The sequence below is a fragment of the Serratia liquefaciens ATCC 27592 genome (assembly GCF_000422085.1).
GTDB lineage: Bacteria > Pseudomonadota > Gammaproteobacteria > Enterobacterales > Enterobacteriaceae > Serratia > Serratia liquefaciens.
Genome location: NC_021741.1, coordinates 3576605 through 3596200 on the forward strand (window position 1 = coordinate 3576605; position 19596 = coordinate 3596200).

At 57.8% G+C, this 19596-nt stretch carries 18 protein-coding genes and 1 pseudogene; 5 read left to right on the forward strand and 14 right to left on the reverse strand.

Translation table 11 applies throughout. The annotated features are described in order from the left end of the window. Window positions 1–116: 116 nt before the first annotated feature. The 6 genes from accD to M495_RS16805 form a co-directional block, all read right to left on the reverse strand. Window positions 117–1025, reverse strand: a complete 909-nt coding sequence (gene accD, locus M495_RS16780; RefSeq protein WP_020827872.1) for an acetyl-CoA carboxylase, carboxyltransferase subunit beta — start codon at window positions 1023–1025, stop codon at window positions 117–119. A gap of 233 nt (window positions 1026–1258) precedes the next feature. After that, window positions 1259–1921 (reverse strand): DedA family protein, encoded by a 663-nt coding sequence (locus tag M495_RS16785; RefSeq protein WP_020827873.1) that lies wholly within the window; start codon window positions 1919–1921, stop codon window positions 1259–1261. Between the two features lie 75 nt (window positions 1922–1996). Then, on the reverse strand, window positions 1997–2818 hold the full coding sequence (gene truA / locus M495_RS16790; RefSeq protein ID WP_020827874.1) for a tRNA pseudouridine(38-40) synthase TruA: 822 nt from the start codon (window positions 2816–2818) through the stop codon (window positions 1997–1999). Further along, entirely contained in the window at window positions 2818–3828 is a 1011-nt protein-coding gene (locus M495_RS16795; protein WP_020827875.1) for an aspartate-semialdehyde dehydrogenase, read from the reverse strand. The genes truA and M495_RS16795 overlap by 1 nt, the downstream gene beginning before the upstream one ends. A gap of 89 nt (window positions 3829–3917) precedes the next feature. After that, window positions 3918–5039: a 4-phosphoerythronate dehydrogenase PdxB gene (gene pdxB / locus M495_RS16800; protein ID WP_020827876.1), complete on the reverse strand. Its 1122-nt coding sequence runs from the start codon at window positions 5037–5039 to the stop codon at window positions 3918–3920. 177 nt (window positions 5040–5216) lie between these two features. Then, window positions 5217–5990, reverse strand: coding sequence for an AraC family transcriptional regulator (locus M495_RS16805; RefSeq protein WP_020827877.1), 774 nt, complete (start codon window positions 5988–5990; stop codon window positions 5217–5219). Between the two features lie 117 nt (window positions 5991–6107). On the opposite strand from M495_RS16805, the gene M495_RS16810 reads away from it, so the two are divergent. After that, complete coding sequence (locus M495_RS16810; protein WP_020827878.1) at window positions 6108–7010, forward strand: DMT family transporter; 903 nt, start codon at window positions 6108–6110, stop codon at window positions 7008–7010. On the opposite strand, the gene M495_RS16815 is transcribed toward M495_RS16810, so the two are convergent. The 3 genes from M495_RS16815 to M495_RS16825 form a co-directional block, all read right to left on the reverse strand. Next, a complete protein-coding gene (locus M495_RS16815) occupies window positions 7007–8425 on the reverse strand; it encodes a sensor histidine kinase (protein WP_020827879.1) in 1419 nt (472 codons plus the stop codon). The two genes, M495_RS16810 and M495_RS16815, sit on opposite strands and share 4 nt — an antisense overlap. Next, window positions 8412–9086 (reverse strand): transcriptional regulator TctD, encoded by a 675-nt coding sequence (tctD, locus tag M495_RS16820; protein WP_020827880.1) that lies wholly within the window; start codon window positions 9084–9086, stop codon window positions 8412–8414. The genes M495_RS16815 and tctD overlap by 14 nt, the downstream gene beginning before the upstream one ends. A 220-nt stretch (window positions 9087–9306) precedes the next feature. After that, window positions 9307–9633, reverse strand: a complete 327-nt coding sequence (locus tag M495_RS16825; RefSeq protein ID WP_020827881.1) for a hypothetical protein — start codon at window positions 9631–9633, stop codon at window positions 9307–9309. Between the two features lie 300 nt (window positions 9634–9933). Here M495_RS16825 and M495_RS16830 point away from each other — a divergent pair, with 300 nt between their 5' ends. From M495_RS16830 to M495_RS16840, 3 genes are read left to right on the forward strand one after another with little or no spacing between them, the layout of a single operon-like run. After that, window positions 9934–10914 (forward strand): Bug family tripartite tricarboxylate transporter substrate binding protein, encoded by a 981-nt coding sequence (locus tag M495_RS16830; protein WP_020827882.1) that lies wholly within the window; start codon window positions 9934–9936, stop codon window positions 10912–10914. Between the two features lie 13 nt (window positions 10915–10927). Then, window positions 10928–11359, forward strand: a complete 432-nt coding sequence (locus tag M495_RS16835) for a tripartite tricarboxylate transporter TctB family protein (protein WP_020827883.1) — start codon at window positions 10928–10930, stop codon at window positions 11357–11359. 11 nt (window positions 11360–11370) lie between these two features. Then, window positions 11371–12888 (forward strand): tripartite tricarboxylate transporter permease, encoded by a 1518-nt coding sequence (locus M495_RS16840; protein ID WP_020827884.1) that lies wholly within the window; start codon window positions 11371–11373, stop codon window positions 12886–12888. 35 nt (window positions 12889–12923) lie between these two features. Here the strand turns inward: M495_RS16840 and M495_RS16845 are convergent, their stop codons facing one another. Then, window positions 12924–13553 carry a CatB-related O-acetyltransferase gene (locus M495_RS16845; RefSeq protein WP_020827885.1) on the reverse strand — a complete coding sequence of 210 codons (630 nt, stop codon included), beginning with the start codon at window positions 13551–13553 and terminating at the stop codon, window positions 12924–12926. A gap of 155 nt (window positions 13554–13708) precedes the next feature. Continuing rightward, window positions 13709–14704, reverse strand: a complete 996-nt coding sequence (locus tag M495_RS16850; protein WP_041414788.1) for a DMT family transporter — start codon at window positions 14702–14704, stop codon at window positions 13709–13711. A gap of 169 nt (window positions 14705–14873) precedes the next feature. Here M495_RS16850 and pdxR point away from each other — a divergent pair, with 169 nt between their 5' ends. Further along, entirely contained in the window at window positions 14874–16331 is a 1458-nt protein-coding gene (gene pdxR, locus M495_RS16855) for a MocR-like pyridoxine biosynthesis transcription factor PdxR (RefSeq protein WP_041414790.1), read from the forward strand. Between the two features lie 8 nt (window positions 16332–16339). Here the strand turns inward: pdxR and M495_RS16860 are convergent, their stop codons facing one another. The 3 genes and pseudogenes from M495_RS16860 to M495_RS16870 form a co-directional block, all read right to left on the reverse strand. Next, window positions 16340–16840 carry a protein disulfide oxidoreductase gene (locus M495_RS16860; protein ID WP_020827888.1) on the reverse strand — a complete coding sequence of 167 codons (501 nt, stop codon included), beginning with the start codon at window positions 16838–16840 and terminating at the stop codon, window positions 16340–16342. After that, window positions 16833–17549, reverse strand: a complete 717-nt coding sequence (locus M495_RS16865) for a DsbA family protein (protein ID WP_020827889.1) — start codon at window positions 17547–17549, stop codon at window positions 16833–16835. The genes M495_RS16860 and M495_RS16865 overlap by 8 nt, the downstream gene beginning before the upstream one ends. Beyond that, a pseudogene (locus tag M495_RS16870) lies at window positions 17546–19581 on the reverse strand (protein-disulfide reductase DsbD family protein). The gene M495_RS16865 and the pseudogene M495_RS16870 overlap by 4 nt, the downstream one beginning before the upstream one ends. Window positions 19582–19596: the final 15 nt, after the last annotated feature.

Below are 19596 nucleotides of genomic sequence, written 5' to 3' on the forward strand. Positions count from 1 at the left end.
CCAAGCGTCGGAATGGACCGCTACGCTCAATCTACAAGGGTATTTCAACCGTCACTTAGCCACAAAATGACGGTTGAAACCCGCGAGACCTGCGCCGCGCGGGTGACTTATCAGCCTCAGGCGTCGGCCTGACTTTCCTGCCCGGCCACCGGCGCTACCTCATCGAAATGCGGCTGCGGCTGGTTGGTCAGCTTGGAAAGGATACTCGCCAAGGTCTGGCGCATTTCCGGGCGACGCACGATCATGTCGATCGCGCCTTTCTCAATCAGGAACTCACTGCGCTGGAAGCCCGGCGGCAGTTTTTCACGCACCGTCTGCTCGATGACGCGTGGGCCGGCAAAGCCGATCAGCGCCTTCGGCTCGGCGATATTGATATCGCCCAGCATGGCCAGACTGGCGGAAACGCCCCCCATGGTCGGGTCGGTCAGCACCGAAATGTACGGCAGACCGCGTTCCTGCAATTTTGCCAACGCTGCGCTGGTTTTCGCCATCTGCATCAGCGACATCAGCGCTTCTTGCATACGGGCGCCGCCACTGGCAGAGAAACACACCAGCGGACAGTTGTCTTCCAGCGCCTGCTCAACCGCACGAACAAAACGCGCGCCGACCACGGACGACATGGAACCGCCGATGAAGGCGAATTCGAATGAAGCGGCAACGATCGGCATACCGTACAGCGTGCCTTTCATCACCACCAATGCATCTTTTTCACCGGTCGCTTTCTGCGCGGCAACCAGGCGGTCCTTATACTTCTTGGAATCCTTGAACTTCAGAACGTCTTTCGGCTCCAGTTCGCTGCCCAGCTCCACTTCACTGCCTTCATCAAGCAGGGTATGCAGACGCATACGCGCAGTCATGCGCATGTGGTGGTCGCATTTCGGGCACACTTCCAGATTACGCTCCAGCTCGGCGCGGTAGAGAACCTGGCCGCAGCTATCGCATTTGGTCCAAACCCCTTCAGGAATACTCGCCTTACGGGTTTGGGTAATATTGCTCTTGTTAAGAATTCGTTCAATCCAGCTCATCGATGACCTTTCTGTTTGAACCTGGCAGACGCCAGTCCGCAGTTCATGCTTTAACAATCCCCCCGAAAACAAACCCAATGAAAAAGTGCCCGAGCAAAACGCGACTAGCGCGCGACAGAGGCACTGGTTTCAAGGTTGTTAACAGGAACAGACCATAAATGTCGCTCATTAAACCATATCGGCCCGACACTGTGGATAAAAAACTGGTCGAACCGACAGGTTGAGCGATGTTTTTACTGTTTTTGCTGGCGAGCAGCCGCGCGCTTGTGGCGCCAAATTTCAATGATGCCCGGCAGAATTGAAACAATGATGATAGCCACGATCAACAGTTTCAGGTTTTCCTGCACGATCGGCAAGTCGCCGAAAAGGTAACCAGCATAGGTGAACAGCAGCACCCAAACCAGTGCGCCAATCACGTTGTAGGCAGCGAAATGGCGATAGGACATATGCCCCATACCGGCAACGAACGGCGCAAAAGTACGCACGATCGGCACAAATCGCGCCAGAATGATCGTCTTCCCGCCGTGTTTTTCATAAAACTGGTGGGTTTTATCCAGGTAGCTGCGGCGGAAGATTTTCGAATTCGGGTTACTGAACAGCTTTTCCCCGAACAACCGCCCAATAGTGTAGTTCACCGCATCCCCGAGTATCGCCGCGCCGATCATCAACGCCACCATGGTGTGCACATTCAGATCGTTGGTCGGCAATGCCGCCAGCGCCCCTGCAACAAACAGCAGAGAATCCCCCGGCAGGAAAGGCGTCACCACCAGGCCGGTTTCGCAAAACAGGATCAGGAACAAAATACCGTACACCCACATACCGTATTGCGCCACCAGCTCGGCCAGATGCACGTCAATATGCAGAATAAAATCAATCACAAACTTGATGATGTCCATAGGTTCTCTCTTTGACCGGGTGTCTCACCCACCCGGCAGGTACACAAGGGAGCAACGCGTCAGTCGCGCCGGCGTTTAATCGTCGGGTAAAAACAGTGGCCCCATCGGTGGCCGGGGTAAAGCAAAGTGCTCAGGATAATCAACGCTCACCAGGTATAACCCTTCGGCCCGCGCCGTAGCCGCAGCCAGATTGCGATCCTTCAGCGCCAGCAACTCGGCCATCCAGTTCTCGTCCTGATTGCCGCAGCCAATTTCCATCAGGCTACCGACAATGTTGCGAACCATATGATGCACAAAGGCATTCGCCTTGATATCTACCACAATATATTCACCGTGGCGCGTAACCTTAACGTGTTTTACGTTACGCCAGGGAGTACGCGACTGGCATTGCACGGCGCGAAACGACGTAAAGTCGTTTTCGCCCAGCAGCGCCTGCGCCGCCCTTTCCATCCGGTCGGCATCCAGCGGGTGATAAAAATGGGTCATCCCCTGCTGCAATACCGCTGGGCGGTAGCGGTGATTATAAATAATGTAGCGGTAACGGCGCGCGGTGGCGCTGAAACGCGCATGGAAATCTTCAGGCACGCCGGTTACCCAGCGCACAGCGATATCCGGCGGCAGATGGGTGTTGACCCCCATCGTCCAGGCGGCGTCCTTGCGCTGCGCGGTGGTTTCAAAATGCACCACCTGACCGGTAGCGTGCACCCCGGCGTCGGTACGTCCGGCGCACAGCACGTTGATCGGCGCGTTGGCCACCTTGCTCAAGGCCTGTTCCAGACAGGCCTGCACGCTGGCCACTTCCTGCTGACGCTGCCAGCCATAATAACGGCTGCCGTCATATTCAATCCCCAGCGCGATTTTCAGTGTCGGCTGGGTGGGCAAAACAACCTCTGACATCAGTACATCTGCTCCTGCACCAGACGCTCTGCGGTTTCGATAGCCATCAGCGCGCCACCGAAGCGTACGTTGTCGGCGACCGACCAGAACTGCAGAATTTCAGGAATGCCGTAGTCATTGCGCAAGCAGCCCAGGCTCAGCGCATCGCTGCCGGAAGCTTCCGTGACCTGAGTCGGATAGTCGTCTTCTTCGCTCAGTTGGATATCGTCTACCTGCTCCAGCTCGCTGCGCGCTTCTTCCGCAGAAATTGGGCGCAGCGCTTCCAGATGCACCACCTGCGCATGGCCGTAAAACACCGGCGACTGCACGCAGCTCACCGAGATCGGCAGCCCTTCGTCCTGCAGCACTTTACGCACCTGGTCGACGATCAACCGTTCCTCGCGCACGCTGCCCTGCTCGTCGGTCATCAACGGCAGCAGGTTGAACGCCAGCTGCTTGGCAAACACGCCCGGCTCGGCCGGAATGCCGTTCAGCAGGCGCGCACTCTGACCGGCCAAATCGTCTACCGCCACTTTTCCGCGGGCAGAGACCGACATCAGGGTGGTGACGTGCAGACGGGAAAGCCCGGCCTGTTCGGTCAAAGGTTTGATGGCCGTCAGCAGTTGGCTGACCATGCTGTCGGCCACGGCGACGATATTACGATTACGGTAATCCGCCAGCACCTGCGGGTTAACCCCCGGTACCACCAGCGGAACGTCCGGCTCCAGCGCAAACAGGCCACTGGTGTCGATCACCAGGCAGCCCATATTGCCGGCTTCTTCCGCATAGCGGGCCGAGGCTTCGCTACCGGCGACGAAGAACGCCAATTGGGCCTGTGACCAGTCGAATTCTTCCGTTTTTTGCACCAGAACCGATTTGCCATTGAAGCGCACCGTGGCACCGGCACTGCGTTCGCTGGCCAAAGGATAGAGTTCGCCCACCGGGAACTGGCGTTCCTGTAACAATTCCAGCAACGCTTCACCTACCGCGCCAGTGGCGCCAAGCAGAGCGATATTCCAGCCGTCAGACATTGGGTTTCTCCAGAGTATTTTTCAAATGCAGATGGGCGACTGATTCGCCGCCCTGATAACAAAATTAGTCACTGTGGCTTAAGAAAGCCTTACGCGATCGAAAAGCCCAGCTTGTGCAGCAGCTCCGCACTGGCGCTATCATCACACTGGACGCGTAATGAAGACCATTCACGGCGCTCCTGATAATGTTTGCGCAGACGATCAAACTCGCCCGGTTGCCCGGCCACTTTACGCAGCGGCGCGTCGTCGCGGCGCACATCATACACCAAGTGCATCAATCGTTTTAATTTGCCTTCGTCCAGTGGCCCATTGAGCTGGATCTGACTGAACTCGGGCACCGGCAACAATGAGGCCAGTTCGATCTGCTGCGGCTGTCCCAGGTGGCGGCTGAAAGCCTCGAAGACCTGCGTCGTGCCGCGCGCCTTGCCCTCCAGCGTGTAGCCGGCGATATGCGCGGTACCGATATCGACCCGCGCCAGCAGCGGCAGACACAGCTCCGGCTCCGGTTCCCACACGTCCAGCACCGTGCTCAGCTTTTTGCCTTTTTCCAGCGCCTGCAACAGCGCCGCGTTGTCGACTACCGGGCCGCGGCAAGCGTTGATCAGAATGCGATTGTCCGGCAGTGCCGCCAGCAGTTCGGCGTCAGCCAAATGCAGTGAATGATAAGGGCCGGATTTATTGAGCGGCGTATGGAAGGTCAGCACGTCAGCTTCCGCCACCAGCTTCTCCAATGGCCAGAACTCGCCGCTGTCACCACGATCGGCCCGCGGCGGATCGCACAGTAAGGTACGTACGCCCAGCGCTTTCAAACGGGCATCCAGCCGTGAACCTACGTTGCCGACGCCGATAATGCCGACGGTTTTATCGCGCAGGTGAAAACCGTCACGCTCAGCCAGCAACATCAGCGCGGAGAAGACATATTCCACCACGGCAATGGCGTTACACCCCGGTGCCGCAGAAAAACCTATGCCCTGCTGTTGCAGCCAGGCGTCGTCTACGTGATCGGTGCCGGCTGTCGCGGTGCCGACAAAACCAATGCGGGTGCCGGCCAGCAGCGCTTCATTCACTTTGGTCACCGAGCGCACCATCAACGCATCGGCATCCGCCAACGCATCACTCGGAATTGGGCGGCCAGGCACGGCCTGTACGTTCCCCAAGCGACTGAACAATTCAGTCGCGTACGGCATATTTTCATCAACCAGGATTTTCACTTGTTGCTCCGACGGTTTACGGCTATTTATACCCAAAATAATTGGCGCGGCATCAAGGCGGTAAGAGCAGGAGTCCCCAGAAGCTTACTCAAATAAGTGACTGGGGTGAGTGCTCGCAGCCAACACAGAGGCGGCGTCAAGTATGAAGCGTTATCTGGGAAATAGTGTGCCACTGAATCATGCCCGGCGAAAGCGCTCGGGGGTGGTGCCGGCGATTTGCTGAAACATGACGATAAACGCCGACGCAGAGCTATAGCCCACTTCCAGCGCAACCTCTTGTACGGTTTTACCCTGCTCCAACAGCGAAACGGCATGCAAAAAACGCAGGCGCTGACGCCATTCGCTAAACGACATCCCCAAGTCCTGCTGGCAGCGGCGCGACAGCGTGCGTTCAGTGGTGTAGACCCGAGTGGCCCAGATGGCGAGCGAGGTATTGTCCGACGGACAGTGCTCCAGGGCTTCCAACACCGGTGCCAAAAATTTGTCTTCGGAGGTCGGCAGATAAGTTTGCTGCACCGGTGATACATGCAGTTGGTCGATCAACGCGCGGCACAGGCGTAAATCCTGTTTGCTTTGCGGGATGTATTGTTTGCGAGCGTAAAAATCTTCGGCAATGGCGCGGAAAATCGGGGTCACGCTGACCAGACAAGGTTCTTTCGGCAAACCGGCGCACAGCGGCAGCGCAATATCCACCATGCGACACTGCGCCAAGCGCTGGTTATAGCAGGAGTGTTCAATCTCCGCCGGCGCCCACAACACAAACTCTGGCGGCGCCAAAAAGCGCTGGCCGCCGATACGCAGCACCATGACGCCAGCTTTTACCCACATCAACTGTCCCCAGCTGTGGCGATGTGGCTGGAACTCGGTACGCGCATTGAACTCTTCGCAGCGGAACTGCACCGGCCGCGGCGCCGGGATCAAGGCTTCTGGGAAATGGCGGATTTCTGGCATGGTTTCGCCCCGTTACTTGTCTTGTTTGGCAGAAAATTTGTCTGAATATCGCTATATATAATAAACCGGACACGAGTAAACTAGCCAGCATGTTAGTCGTTAATGAGAATAATTATCATGAATATGCTCTTCCCTTTGCTGGCGGTTCTGATTTGGTCAATCAACGCCGTGGTCAGCAAACTCTCGGCCACCGCTATCGATCCGGCCGCGATCTCCTTCTACCGCTGGTTGCTGGCGCTGATCACCCTTACGCCGTTCGTACTGCCCGGCGTGATCCGCCACTGGTCGGCGATACGCGCCAACTGGTGGAAATTGCTGGTCCTCGGCATGCTGGGCATGGTGTTGTATCAGAGTCTGGCCTATTACGCGGCGCACAGCGTCAGCGCGCTGTTTATGGGCATTATTGTCTCGCTGATCCCATTACTGACCATTCTGATCAGCATCGTGCTGTTGCGCGTCGCTCCCACGGTAGGTATTGCCATCGGCAGCCTGTTGTCTTTGGGCGGCTTGATCTGGCTGGTGAGTGCCGGTAACCCGGGTGAGTTGCTGCAGCACGGCATCGGCAAGGGGGAATTGATGATGTTCGCCGCCACCGCCTCTTATGCGCTGTACGGCGTGCTGACCAAACGTTGGGCGATTGCCCTGCCGAACTGGCAGTCGTTGTATGTGCAGATCCTGTTCGGCGTGGTGCTGTTACTGCCGAACTTCCTGATGGCACAAGACGTGTCTCTGACCAGCCAAAACATCCCGCTGGTGCTGTTTGCCGGCATTCCGGCCTCGATTGTCGCACCTTATCTGTGGATCCACGGCGTTATGCGTCTGGGGGCCAATACCGCGTCGATCTTTATGAACCTGGCACCGGTATTTACCGCCATCATTGCGGTGCTGTTCCTGCATGAACATCTGCACAGCTACCATCTGATCGGCGGCGGCATTACCCTGCTGGGCGTGATCCTGTCGCAGCGTCTGCGCACACCGCTGGGGCGCAAGGCCAAACAAGCCGCGGAGTGTCAGAGCTAAGATAATAATTGAAAACGCACCCGCACCAGCAGGCCACCCAGCGTGGCCGAGGTCAACAGCTCCGGGCGGGTGCCGTGATAACGGGTGATATCGCTGACCAGCGCCAGCCCTAACCCGGCACCGGGTTGATCACCCACGTTATCCAACCGATGAAACGGCTGCAGCGCCTGCGCGGTATCCTGTTGGGCAATGCCCGGGCCGCTGTCTTCAATTTCCAATATTCCCTCCCCGGCCTGCTTGTCCAGGGTTAACCGTGCGGTGACCGTGCCCTGATGCGGCGTATATTTCAGTGCGTTATCCAGCAAGTTGGCGCACAGTTCGGTTAGCAACAGCGTTTCTCCGCCGACCCAACAAACCGATTCTCCCTCGTACCCCAAATCGATGCGCTTGCTGCGGGCCTGGGGTAAACGTGAAAAACAGGCATCGCGCAGCACCTGCGCCAGGTTTACCGGCTGCAGTTGGCGATCGGCGTGATGCTCATGAGCTTTGAGCCGTGAGAGATAGAGCAAGCGATCGGTCAGCGCCACGGTGTTATCCAGCGTTGCGCTCATGGCCAGCAAGCTTTCCCGCCACTGCTCCGGCTTATCGCTGGCCAGCGCCACCCCCACCTGGGTTTTCAATACGGTTAACGGCGTGCGCAGCTGATGTGAAGCGTCGGCGCTAAAACGTTCCTGTCGTGCGACCATCACCCGCAGCCGTTCAATATAGCGGTTGAATGCCAGCAACAGCGGCTGCATTTCCGACCAGGGCAACACCATCGGCAATGGCGTCAGTTCACCCGGGTCACGCCGCAGCATAATGCCGGAAAGCTTGCGCATCGGCTTAAGCACCCGCTTGAGCAACGCAAAGGCCAGGATCATGGTCAGTACCACCACGGTTCCCTGGCTGAGCAAAGCGGAAAGCATCATCTGCCGTGCCAGATAGCGACGCGACTCCAGGGTTTCCGCCACCAGAATGGTGGCCATGCCCATCACTCCGGATTCGTTTACCGGCTGGTACAGGGCTGCGACGCGGATCGGGCGACCGCGATATTCGGCGTCATAGAAATGCACCAGCGCCGGGTACAGGCTTGAGCGTAAAATATGCGGCGGCATCGTCGGCAGATCGTCATAGCCGGAGATACTTACGCCCTGCGGGGAGATCACTTCGTAGTAAAGCTGATCGTTCATGTTGCGCTCAAAACTGTCGAGCACCACGTAGGGCACATCCGCCTCAAGCCGGCCATTTCGCACCACCAACCGTTCCGCCACGGTGCGTGCTGACGCCAGCAACGTACGATCGTAAGCCAGCGTAGCGGCATTCATCGCGCTGAAGTAGTGGGTATAAATCGAGATGCCGCCTAACACCAGCAGCGGCAGGCCAAAAAACAACAGCAGTTGATAAAACAGCGATTGCGGCGCGTTAAACCACCTCATTGCAAAGCTCCAGGCTGTAGCCCAGACCGCGCAGAGTGATAATCGCCACGTTGCTGCCCTGCAGTTTTTTTCGCAGCCGGTGGACATAGAGTTCGATGCTTTCCGGATTGGCCTCGTCGGCCAAAGTAAACACCTGTTCAAACAACTGCTGTTTGGCCACCGGCCGACCACGGCGGTGGATCAACGCGGTCAGCACCGCCAGTTCACGCGGCGTCAATTGCAGAGGTTTGTCGTCCAGCTGAAAATAGCCTTCATCGTGATAGGTCAGCGCACCGTATTGCAGCGCCTGCTGGGTCACGCCGACGCTGCGGCGCAGCAACGCCCGAATGCGCGCCTCCAACTCATCCAGTTCGAAAGGCTTGGTGAGATAATCGTCGGCCCCCAGGTTCAACCCTTTAACCCGATCGGCGACGTCGGTTCTGGCCGTCAGCAACAGCACCGGTAAATCCTGCCCTCGCTTGCGCAGACGGGCCAGCAGATCCAGCCCGTTCAGCCGCGGTAACGCTACGTCCAGCACCACCAGCGCATAGGATTCGTTTAACAACAAATGATCGGCCGCCAGCCCGTCCGGCGCGACGTCGACGGCAAAACCGACGCCGGTTAACGCCTTTTGCAGCCAATGGGATAACTCGGGATGATCCTCAACCAATAACAGACGCATGTTTCCATTCCATTGATTTTTCTATGCCCGCAGGCCGAATACTGAGCGATGACGCCAGCATCCGACTTATTGTCAATTAACATCTTTATAACAGCAGGATGGCACGGAAGACGCAGTGATAGAAGGGTTGCCCCCATTCAGTTTTGGGAGCTGGAACACAATTGCGACACGGAATAAACCCTGAGCCGTTGGCAACAGGGCTAATTCGGTTAGCCAGCCACTACATTGCGATTTCGCAGTCGGCCAGGGCGATATCCAGTACCGGTTTCAACTTGGCGGGGGTAAACGGCGGAGACACCAGCACCGAGCGGTTGTTGGCGGCGAAGACCAGATCAATACCGGTGATACAGGCCGTCATGTGACAAGCGTATTTTTCACCTTTGTCATTCGAAAAATGCAGTTCAAAAACGCCGATATCTGCACGCAGGCGCTTCAGTCGGCAATGGCCTTCTTCCCCAACAGTCTCGGCATAAGCCGCGGGCAACATCTTGATGGCACTTACTTTATTGCTGTCCTTGCTGCCGAATAACTTCCCTAATGAAAACATAATACCGCACCTTCATACATTTTATTTTTCGGCATTTTATCGCAAGAAAGAACGACCAAAACTGACATTACGCAGGCTTTCAGCAGGTTTTACGGGCTGTTATTCCCCTGTCGTATGTGTTAGCCGGCGGGCAATCAGGACGATGGTCAGTCGTGTAATTCTCGCTAACAGGAGACACGTATCACATCCCGGAAACTTTTCCCTCGGTTGAAAGGTAAATGAAAGGTTGTTGATTTAACAATCCAGCAACCCGTATCGGCGGGGATCCACACCGACTGAAAAAATACCTTGGGGAAAGCAATGAAAAAAATAATCACCCGCACACTGACCGCTACCGCTCTGCTGCTGGCCACCCATCAGGCTTTTGCCCTGGAAGCGCCGAAACGCACCGAATGTATCGCTCCTGCCAAGCCTGGCGGGGGATTTGACCTGACCTGCAAGCTGATCCAGGTCTCGTTGCAAGAAACTAAAGCCATCGACAAACCGATGCGCGTGACCTATATGCCCGGCGGCGTAGGTGCGGTGGCTTACAACGCCATCGTGGCTCAGCGCCCGGCGGAATTCGGCACGGTAGTCGCCTTCTCCGGCGGCTCGCTGCTGAATCTGTCACAGGGAAAATTCGGCCGTTACAACGTCGATGACGTCAAATGGTTGGCCGCTGTCGGCACCGACTACGGCATGATCGCCGTGCGTGCCGACTCACCGTACAAAACCCTGAAAGACCTGATGAACGCCTTCCAAAAAGATCCCAACAGCGTGGTGTTCGGCGCAGGCGCTTCGATCGGTAGCCAGGACTGGATGAAAACCGCCCTGCTGGCGCGTGAAGTCGGCGTCGATCCCCACAAGATGCGTTACGTGGCGTTCGAAGGCGGCGGCGAGCCTGTTACCGCTCTGCTCGGCAACCACATCCAGGCAGTTTCCGGCGATCTGAGCGAAATGGTGCCTTACCTGCAGGGCGACAAAATTCGCGTGCTGGCGGTGTATTCCGAACAGCGCCTGCCGGGTCAGTTAGCCGATGTTCCGACCGCCAAAGAGCAAGGGTTCAATCTGGTCTGGCCGATCATTCGCGGCTTCTACGTTGGCCCGAAGGTCACGGAAGAGGAGTACCAGTGGTGGCTCGATACCTTCAAGAAAATGATGGCGACCGAGGAATTCAAGCAACAGCGCGATCTGCGCGGCCTGTTTGAATTCGACCTGACCGGCAAAGAATTGGACGCCTACGTGAAAAACCAGGTCAATCAGTACCGCGAACAGGCCAAAGTTTTCGGCCTGGCAAAATAACCGGGGGCATACCATGAGCGATCGCATTTTTGCCGGGTTCTGGCTGCTGCTGTGCATCGGCGGCCTGTTTATCGGCTGGGGTATCCAGAGTGAATACAGCTATGAACCACTGGGTCCGCGGCCCTTCCCACTGGCTATCCTCAGCCTGATGGCGCTGTGTGCGGCACTGCTGCTGTTGAACAAACCTCAAGCCGTTGAATGGCCGCATAACAAGGTGATGCAACGTCTGCTGGTGCTGGTGATCACGCTGGTGCTGTACGCCTGGGGCTTCGAGTGGCTGGGCTTTCCGCTGGCAACCGCGCTGCTGACCTTCAGCATTGGCCTGCTGTTCCAGGCCAGCCTGATAGCGGCGTTGGTGTCTGGCGCGATCATGGGCGTTGCGCTCTATTACGCCTTTGACCGCTTACTTGATGTGACACTGCCACTCGGCGTTTGGCTGAGCTAACGGGGGCGATGATGGAAACCTGGATGTATTTGTCTCAAGGGTTCGAGGTGGCGCTGGTGCCCCAGAACCTGATTATCGCCCTGATCGGCTGCTTCGTCGGCACCATTGTCGGCCTGCTACCGGGTCTGGGGCCGATCAACGGCGTGGCGATCCTGCTGCCGCTGGCGTTTGCCCTCAAATTACCAGCCGAGTCGGCACTGATCCTGCTGGCGACGGTGTATATCGGCTGCGAGTACGGCGGCCGCATCTCCTCGATATTGCTCAACGTACCGGGAGACGCTGCTGCGATCATGACCGCACTGGACGGTTACCCCATGGCACAACAAGGCCGTGCCGGCGTCGCGCTGTCGATTTCGGCGGTCAGCTCCTTTGTCGGTTCGATGATTGCCATCGGCGGGATCATTCTGTTTGCCCCGCTGCTGGCCCGTTGGTCACTGGCATTTGGTCCGGCAGAATATTTCGCCCTGATGGTGTTCGCTATCGCCTGCCTGGGCAGCATGATGAGCCAAAACCCGTTGAAATCTCTGCTGGCGGCGCTGATTGGTCTGGGGCTGGCTACGGTCGGGGTGGACGCCAACACCGGCGTTTATCGTTTCACCTTCGACAGCGTCCACCTCTCCGATGGCGTGCAATTTATCGTGGTGGTGATTGGCCTGTTCTCGGTCAGTGAAATCTTGCTGATGCTCGAAAGCACCAGCGCTGGGCAAAAACTGGTGCGTAAGACCGGCCGCCTGCTGTTTAACCGTAAAGAGGCCGCCGAGTGCGTGGGCCCCACGCTGCGTTCTTCGGTGATCGGTTTCTTCGTCGGCATTCTGCCGGGTGCCGGGGCCACCATCGCCAGCGCCCTCACCTACATGACCGAAAAGAAGATCAGCGGCAACAGCGAAACCTTCGGCAAAGGGGATATCCGCGGCGTTGCTGCGCCCGAAGCGGCCAATAACGCCTCGGCCTGCGGTTCGTTCATTCCGATGCTGACGCTGGGCGTACCGGGTTCCGGCACCACAGCGGTAATGATGGGGGCGCTGACGCTGTACAACATCACGCCAGGTCCGGCAATGTTCACCGAACAGCCGGATATTGTCTGGGGGCTGATTGCCGCGCTGCTGATTGCCAACGTGATCCTGCTGATCATGAACCTGCCGTTGGTGGGCCTGTTTACCCGCATGCTGACCATCCCTTTGTGGTTCCTGGTACCGGCGATTGCCGCGGTGTCGGCGGTCGGCGTTTACGCGGTGCACAGTACCACCTTTGACCTGCTATTGATGGTTGGGCTGGGGGTGTTTGGTTACATACTGAGGAAGATGCACTTCCCGATGTCACCGCTGATCCTGGGCTTCGTTCTGGGAGAAATGCTGGAGCAAAACCTGCGCCGCGCGCTGTCGATCAGCAACGGTGAGTTCAGCATCCTGTGGGGTAGTGGCATCGCGCAAACGCTGCTGGTGCTGGCGGTATCCGTGTTGGTGCTGCCGCTACTGTTGCGCAGAATACGCAAACGCCGCCTGACGGCGGAAGCGGCCAAGGCCGAATAAGTAAAAGGGCGGAGTATCAACTCCGCCCTTTTCATTTAACGTTTAATTTCGCTTATCGCCCGTTCAAGGGCCGCAATATCGTCATTGGCCAGCAAAGGCTGCACCTGAGAAAAATCCTCAGCCGACAGATCATAAATGCGCAAAGCGAGTAACCTGGCTACGATCTGCGGAGCAAAGCGCAGTCTTATTGGTCGCGCCGGATTGCCCCCCACCAAGGTGTAAGGCTCAACATCCTTCGTCACAACGCTACCGGCGGCGACTATCGCTCCTTCCCCAATCGTCACGCCCGGCATCAGCATCGCCCGCATGCCTATCCAGCAGCCGTCCCCCAACCGGGTATCGCCCTTCGGCTGATAGGAAGCCAGAATGCTTTCCATCATCGGATACAGGCAGAACCAATCGGCACGATGGGTATGGTTGCCCCCCATCAGGATCACAGCCTCGGCGGCAATGCAGACATAATCGCCGATCAGCAATTGGTCTATCGTCCCTAGCGGCTGCCACTGTTGGCTGACCTCGTCGCCGTGCAAATAACGCACCACGGAGCGCTCAAAGCCGTCATCCAGGTAATCGCTGTAATAGCTGTGAGTCCCTTTGACGATAATATTGGGGTTGGTCACCGTTTGGTGTAACAGTTCTGTTTTTGACCAGTGTTTTTCAGTCATGGCGCTTTCTCTATATTCATTGCAAGAGCCACAGCCAAATGTCTGTGGCAGTGTTTTTTGGTCGTAAAACACTGCCGCTTTAAGCGATTAACGCCCGTTTTAATCTTGGGTTATTGGTCATTGTTGCCTCCACATCCGGCCCTAATGTTAACAAATCACGTCGCAGCCGTCTTGCTCTTCAGCATCAGCACCCCGCCCATCACCAACGCACTGCCCAGCAGCTGTAACTGATTCATACTTTCCCCCAGCAGGAAGTAAGCGATCGCTGCCGTGAACACCAGTTCCAGCGACAAAATCAGGTTTGCCACCGCCAGCGGCAAGGTTTTCAAACTGATGTTGTACAGGCCGAAACCCAACAGCGTTGGGCCGGCAGCCAGGGTCAGCAGCAACCACCAGCCCCCCCACTCGATACCCTGAACGCCTTGGGACAGGAACCACAATGATCCCGTCATGCCGTGGAACGCTTCCAGCGGGTAAAAGGTCAGCGCGGCATTGAACAACCACTGATAGACCGCCGAAAAGCCGAACACGTACAGGATGGTGTTCCACACCGGGTAACGCCGTTCGGTCGCGACCCGCCCGCCCAGCGTATAGAGGGTGTATCCGATGCCGGACAGCATGCCCACCACCAGCCCCAACAGGTTAAAATGGCTGTTGCCCATGCTGTCGCCGTTGCTGACCAGAAAACAGCCGCCCAGGCTGACCACAATCACCACCAACTGGCGCAGGCTAAGGCGTTCGCTGTACATCATCCAACCGAGAAACACGGTAAAACCGACCGAGCAGTAGGTCAGGATGGTCGCCACCGACGCACCGTTCAGCGCCACCGACAGCGTCCACAGACTGTTGAACACTGCCAACAGCAGACCATAGCAGGCATAAAAGAGGACCTGCGAGCGCTGTAAACGCGCCCATTCGGGTTTGAACAGCAGCAGTACCGGCAACAGCACCAGAGCAACCAGCGCCGCACGCCAAAAAGCCAGCACAAAGGTCGGCAGGTGATAATACTCCGTCAGCACGCGGATAATAATGGCGGTAAAGGCCAGCAACATGGCGCTGATGATAGCAATCACATACCCCTGACTGCTGCCCTGTAAAATGCGCGCCCCCGGGAAAACCGGCCTGGCTGAGATACCCGATGGTAATGACATGACACCCTCAAAAAACGGCGATAGTGAACTCAGGCGAGATTCTAGCGCCGCGCAGTTTTACCGCCAGAGCCACTTTTCCCCGATGTCATACAGGCCACTTTTAACCGCTTGAAGCCCTGTAACTATGGGGTATAGTTAAAATCGCCATCGATAACCGAGCCAATTACGCATGCATATTCCCTTAGACCGTCAGCAGAGCATTCCTTTGTATCTGCAAATTGAGGAAGCGCTGCGGCGGGCAATCCTCAGCGGCGTATTTGTCGATGGCGATAAGTTGCCCTCCACGCGTACGCTCGCCGCCAAATTAGCGGTCAGCCGGTTGACGGTGGACAACGCCTATGCCGAACTGGCGGCCAAAGGTTTTTTGCGTCAACGGCGCGGCAGCGGTGCCTATGTTTCGCACCCACTGCCCCAGCTCGCGCTGCCACGCCCAGCAAGCGATAGCACTTTCCCAGCAGAACGTTTTACTACCCTGACCTCCCGGCTGGATGGCTACCCCGATACGCCGTTGCCGGACAACATCATCAACTTTGCCGCCGGCGTCGGCAGCCCGAAAGTCTTCCCCCAAGAGGAGTTCCGCAAGATACTGCTGTCGGTACTCAGCCGCCATGCGGAAGAAGCCTTTAGCTATGGCGAATACTGCGGCTATTATCCGCTGCGCGATACCCTGGGGCGGATCCTCACCGCTCAGGGTATTCCGACCCATGCAGAGCAACTGCTGATCACCAACGGTTCGCAACACGCCATCAGCCTGATAGTGCAAAGCCTGCTGGAGCCGGGCGACACGGTGATTGTCGAACAACCGACCTACGCCGAAGCGCTGGGGCTGCTGCGCCAGCACCGCATCAATATCGTCACCGTCGCCAGCGACCGGCACGGCATGCTGGTTGAACAGCTGCCCGCACTGATCGAAAAACACCAACCGAAGTTGATTTACACTATTCCCAATTTTCATAACCCCACCGGCCGCTGCATGAGTGAAGCGCGCCGTCGACGCCTGCTGGCACTGGCCCAACAGGCCGGTGTAGTGATATTGGAAGACGATTTTGTCGGCGATCTGCGCTACAACGGCAAACAGCTGCCGTCGCTGCGAGCGCTGGCGCAGCCGGGGGCGGTGATTTACGTCAGTACCTTTTCAAAAATGCTGCTGCCCAGCATGCGTATCGGTTACCTGGTGGCGGACAGCGAACACTATCAGCGAGTCGCTCGTCTGAAACACGTCGACAGTTTTACCAGCTCGAGTCTGATCCAACGCGCGCTAGACGCGTTTGTCACCATCGGCCGCTACGAAAAACAACTTCGGCGCACCGGACGTTTATATCGTCAGCATAGAGACGTAATGGTGACAGCCTTGCAGCAGCAACTGCCGCCCGGCTGTCAGTTTGAAACGCCGGAGGGTGGACTGTTTATCTGGCTGACGCTGCCTGCCGCCGTCAGCACCGAGGCACTGATGCCGCTGGCCTGGCGACACGGCGTAACCTTTGCGCGAGGGGAGTGCTTTTATGCCGAAGAACAGCAAGGCGCACATGGCCTGCGATTGAATTTCGCCGCCAATACGCCGCCGCAGATAGAGGAAGGTATCGCCCGACTGTGCCGGGCGATTAATGAGGTCATCACTTCAGAATAGGCCGCGGTTCAGAGCCCGGCCCACCATAGCCGCAGCTTCATTCCCCAATAGCTGGTCCAGCCGGTGGTGCTTTGCACCACCTTGCCCTGGGAAATGACCACCAAGGTGGGCGTGACGCCGATCTGCCACTGCGCCGACAGCTCGCCACGGGGATCGTTAACCACCGGCAACGTCACACGCTTGCCCGCCAGCCACTGTTCCACCTGACGATCGTCGCCGGAACGCAGCGCCACGGTCAATACGTTGCCGCCCTCGCCGACCAGTCTGGCAACATACGGCGTGGTAAACCGGCAAACCCCGCACCAGCTGGCCCAGAAATAAACCAGCAGCGGCTTGTCCTGGCTGAGCTGCGCCAGCGAGACTTGTTCACCGTTCAACGTCGTCAACGGTTGCGAATCGAACGCCGCCGGTGGCTGCGGCGCGCGTAACCAGTCCATTCCGAACGCAACCGCCAGCACAATCAGCAACAGGATCAGCAGTTCGCGGCCCCAACGCCGCAGCTTAGCCATTGTTAACCTTCGCAAGCTGTTGTTTCACTACCGCCTCCAGATCCTCATACGACACCGCGCCTGGCAGCATTTGATCGCCGATCAGGGTGGCCGGCGTCCCCTGCACTCCAAGCTGCTCCGCCAATGCCATATTGGTGCGCAAGGTGGTCATGCTCTGTTCGCTTGGTGCGACGGCTTTCACCCCGGTTTTCTGCTGTGCGGCAGCGATGCTGGCCGTGTCGTGAAAGCCCTTTTTCGCCATCAGCCGCTGATGCAGTGCCCAGAATTGGTCCGGGTGTTGCTGCCAGGTCGTCAGCGCCACGCGTGCAGAACTGACGGAGCTCTCTCCTTTGAACGGCAGCAGTTTTACCACCAGCGCCACATCAGGATACTGTTTGACGATTTTTTCCAGCATCGGGTCAAAACGCTTGCAGTATGGGCAGTTGTAATCGGTAAAGGCCACCAGCGTCAGTTTGGCGCTGGCCGCTCCCAAACGTGGGCTGGCCGGATCGTCGTATAGGGTTTTGGCGTTTTGCTTGATCGCCTGGCTGATTTGCTGACCGGCGGTCTGTTGCTGCCAGGCATCCACCGCCTGCGCCAGAATATCCGGGTTCGACACCAGCGTTTCGCGGATCAGCTCTTTAATCCGCACTTCTTGTTCCGGGGTAAAAGGAGCCGCAGCCCAGACCGGAGTAACCATCAGCATCAGTAACATCAGTAATTTTTTCATTGTGAATTTCCTTTGGCGGCGGACAGGGTTTGCAAGACGGCATCGCGGGTCAACAGCGGGGATAACACCACGCCGTCAGGGCTGCCGGGGCCATAAATCTGGTTAAAAGGCACGGCAACGCTGCCGCGTTTTTGCAAGAAAGCGCTAATCTCGGCCGAAGGACGGCTCCAGTCTCCTCGCAGGGCGACGACGTCGTCGGCGCTCAGCGCTTTCTGCACGTCATCACGCAACAGCACGTTGAATTTGTTGGCTTTACAGGTTACGCACCAGTCTGCGGTGACGTCGACAAACACCCGTTTGTTCTGGGCGAGTGCCTGGGCGATCGCCTGTTCACTTAGCGGTTGCCAGGTGACATTGTCGTGCAGCGGCTGACGCCACAGCCCGGCGGTCAGCGAACCGGCCAATAACACCACGCCGACCAGCACCAGCGTGCCGGCCGCCAGCTTGGCCGCCAGACGAACCCCATGTTGCCAGCCTACCGCCAACAACAAGGCCAACAGTGCGATACCGCCCAATGCCAGCGTCGGCAAGGTGCCAATATGATTGACCATCAGGCTCAGCAGCCACAGTGAAGAAGCCAGCATCAGCAGCCCCATGGCCCACCGTAAAGTGTTCATCCAACGCCCCGGACGCGGCAGGCGCAGCGCTAAAGCAGGCCATGCGGCAATCAGCAGCCAGGGCAGGCTCATGCCGATACCCAAGGCGACAAACATGCCCCACAGCACCGGCAGCGGCGCAGCCAGTGCAAAGGCCACGGCAGTGCCCAGGAAGGGAGCCGAACAGGGCGTCGCCAGCAAGGTGGCAAATGCGCCCTGCCAGAAATGCCCGCTCAGGCCACGGCCGTTATGGGTCGCCAATTTGGTATTAAGGGAGGAGGACAGCTGCAAATGGAACAGGCCAAACAGGTTGGCGCTGAACAGGAACGTCACCAACACCATAAAGCCGATAAACCACGGGTTTTGGAACTGAATACCCCAGCCCAACGCCTGATTGCTCAAGCGCAGCAGCGTCATCAGCAACGCCAGCGCCATAAAGGACGCCACAATGCCAAACGAGGACGCAAGGAACTGCAGCCGAATGCTGTGTCGGTCGCGCTGCTCCACCTGCAAAATCGATCCCAGTTTGATGCCCAGAACCGGCAGCACACAGGGCATCAGGTTGAGGATCAGGCCCCCGCCAACGCCATTAGCACCGCTTGCCACAGCGAGAAACTGGCGGCGCTCGGCAGCGTCAGCGGCCCGCCAATCGGCAGCGTCACCTGCTGTGCCATGCCGCCGTCGCCGATTACCAACGTCAGGGTTTTACCGCGCAGATCCGGGGCGCTGTCACCCCAGCCATCGCTGACCGGTACCCGCGCCGTCATCAGTGAACCTTCGCTACTGACCTGTGGCTTGCCAAGGTCTGCGTCCTCCAAGGTGTCGAAGAACAGCTCCGGCCGTTGCCAACCGGCGGCTCGCTCGGCGCTGATCTGTAATTCGCCATTGAGATAACCGGCCTTGATGCTCTCCACCAGGCCCTCGGCGATCGGCACCTGGCCCATCGCTTGGGCAAAGTCATGGTCAAACTGTGCGTCAGACGGCGCGGCAAGATCCAGACTGAACGGATAGTCGGTCAAAATACAGACGTTGCTGCAGGTGGACAGCGTCAGCGTCCCCGCCAACTGGCGCGGTGCCGTTCCTTTCATCACCATCGGCAGCTCTACCCGATCGTGGTAGCCCTGCGTGGAAATGCCGGCCACCTCAAAACGCTGCGGCGTCGGCCAATACCAGGCCACCGGAGGCGGATTGCCTTGCCAGGTTATTGCCGGCGCAATGCCGCCTTCCCCCGGCGAACGCCAGTAGGTTTTCCAGCCTTTTTGCAGCTCAATAGCCAACAGCAGCCGTGTTTCTCCTGGCTGCGAGGTGTCAGCGCGGAGTCGCACCTTGGCATGATCGTTGGTCGGGCTTTGCAACCAGCCGCTGTCCGCCGCCTGCAAAGCGGGCAGCCACAGCATTAACAGGCAGACAAACGTCGACCTGATGATATTCAACATGTTTTTTCTCCATAA

Excerpts from the sequence above, each read along its gene's own strand:
- M495_RS16845 (WP_020827885.1), bottom strand. The coding sequence starts at position 13,553 with ATGACTGAAAAACACTGGTCAAAAACAGAACTGTTACACCAAACGGTG.
- M495_RS16830 (WP_020827882.1), top strand. The coding sequence starts at position 9,934 with ATGAAAAAAATAATCACCCGCACACTGACCGCTACCGCTCTGCTGCTG.
- M495_RS16805 (WP_020827877.1), bottom strand. The coding sequence starts at position 5,990 with ATGCCAGAAATCCGCCATTTCCCAGAAGCCTTGATCCCGGCGCCGCGG.
- M495_RS16815 (WP_020827879.1), bottom strand. The coding sequence starts at position 8,425 with ATGAGGTGGTTTAACGCGCCGCAATCGCTGTTTTATCAACTGCTGTTG.
- M495_RS16865 (WP_020827889.1), bottom strand. The coding sequence starts at position 17,549 with ATGAAAAAATTACTGATGTTACTGATGCTGATGGTTACTCCGGTCTGG.
- M495_RS16840 (WP_020827884.1), top strand. The coding sequence starts at position 11,371 with ATGGAAACCTGGATGTATTTGTCTCAAGGGTTCGAGGTGGCGCTGGTG.
- M495_RS16810 (WP_020827878.1), top strand. The coding sequence starts at position 6,108 with ATGAATATGCTCTTCCCTTTGCTGGCGGTTCTGATTTGGTCAATCAAC.
- accD (WP_020827872.1), bottom strand. The coding sequence starts at position 1,025 with ATGAGCTGGATTGAACGAATTCTTAACAAGAGCAATATTACCCAAACC.
- M495_RS16785 (WP_020827873.1), bottom strand. The coding sequence starts at position 1,921 with ATGGACATCATCAAGTTTGTGATTGATTTTATTCTGCATATTGACGTG.
- pdxR (WP_041414790.1), top strand. The coding sequence starts at position 14,874 with ATGCATATTCCCTTAGACCGTCAGCAGAGCATTCCTTTGTATCTGCAA.
- M495_RS16860 (WP_020827888.1), bottom strand. The coding sequence starts at position 16,840 with ATGGCTAAGCTGCGGCGTTGGGGCCGCGAACTGCTGATCCTGTTGCTG.
- M495_RS16850 (WP_041414788.1), bottom strand. The coding sequence starts at position 14,704 with ATGTCATTACCATCGGGTATCTCAGCCAGGCCGGTTTTCCCGGGGGCG.
- M495_RS16795 (WP_020827875.1), bottom strand. The coding sequence starts at position 3,828 with ATGTCTGACGGCTGGAATATCGCTCTGCTTGGCGCCACTGGCGCGGTA.
- M495_RS16835 (WP_020827883.1), top strand. The coding sequence starts at position 10,928 with ATGAGCGATCGCATTTTTGCCGGGTTCTGGCTGCTGCTGTGCATCGGC.
- tctD (WP_020827880.1), bottom strand. The coding sequence starts at position 9,086 with ATGCGTCTGTTATTGGTTGAGGATCATCCCGAGTTATCCCATTGGCTG.
- truA (WP_020827874.1), bottom strand. The coding sequence starts at position 2,818 with ATGTCAGAGGTTGTTTTGCCCACCCAGCCGACACTGAAAATCGCGCTG.
- M495_RS16825 (WP_020827881.1), bottom strand. The coding sequence starts at position 9,633 with ATGTTTTCATTAGGGAAGTTATTCGGCAGCAAGGACAGCAATAAAGTA.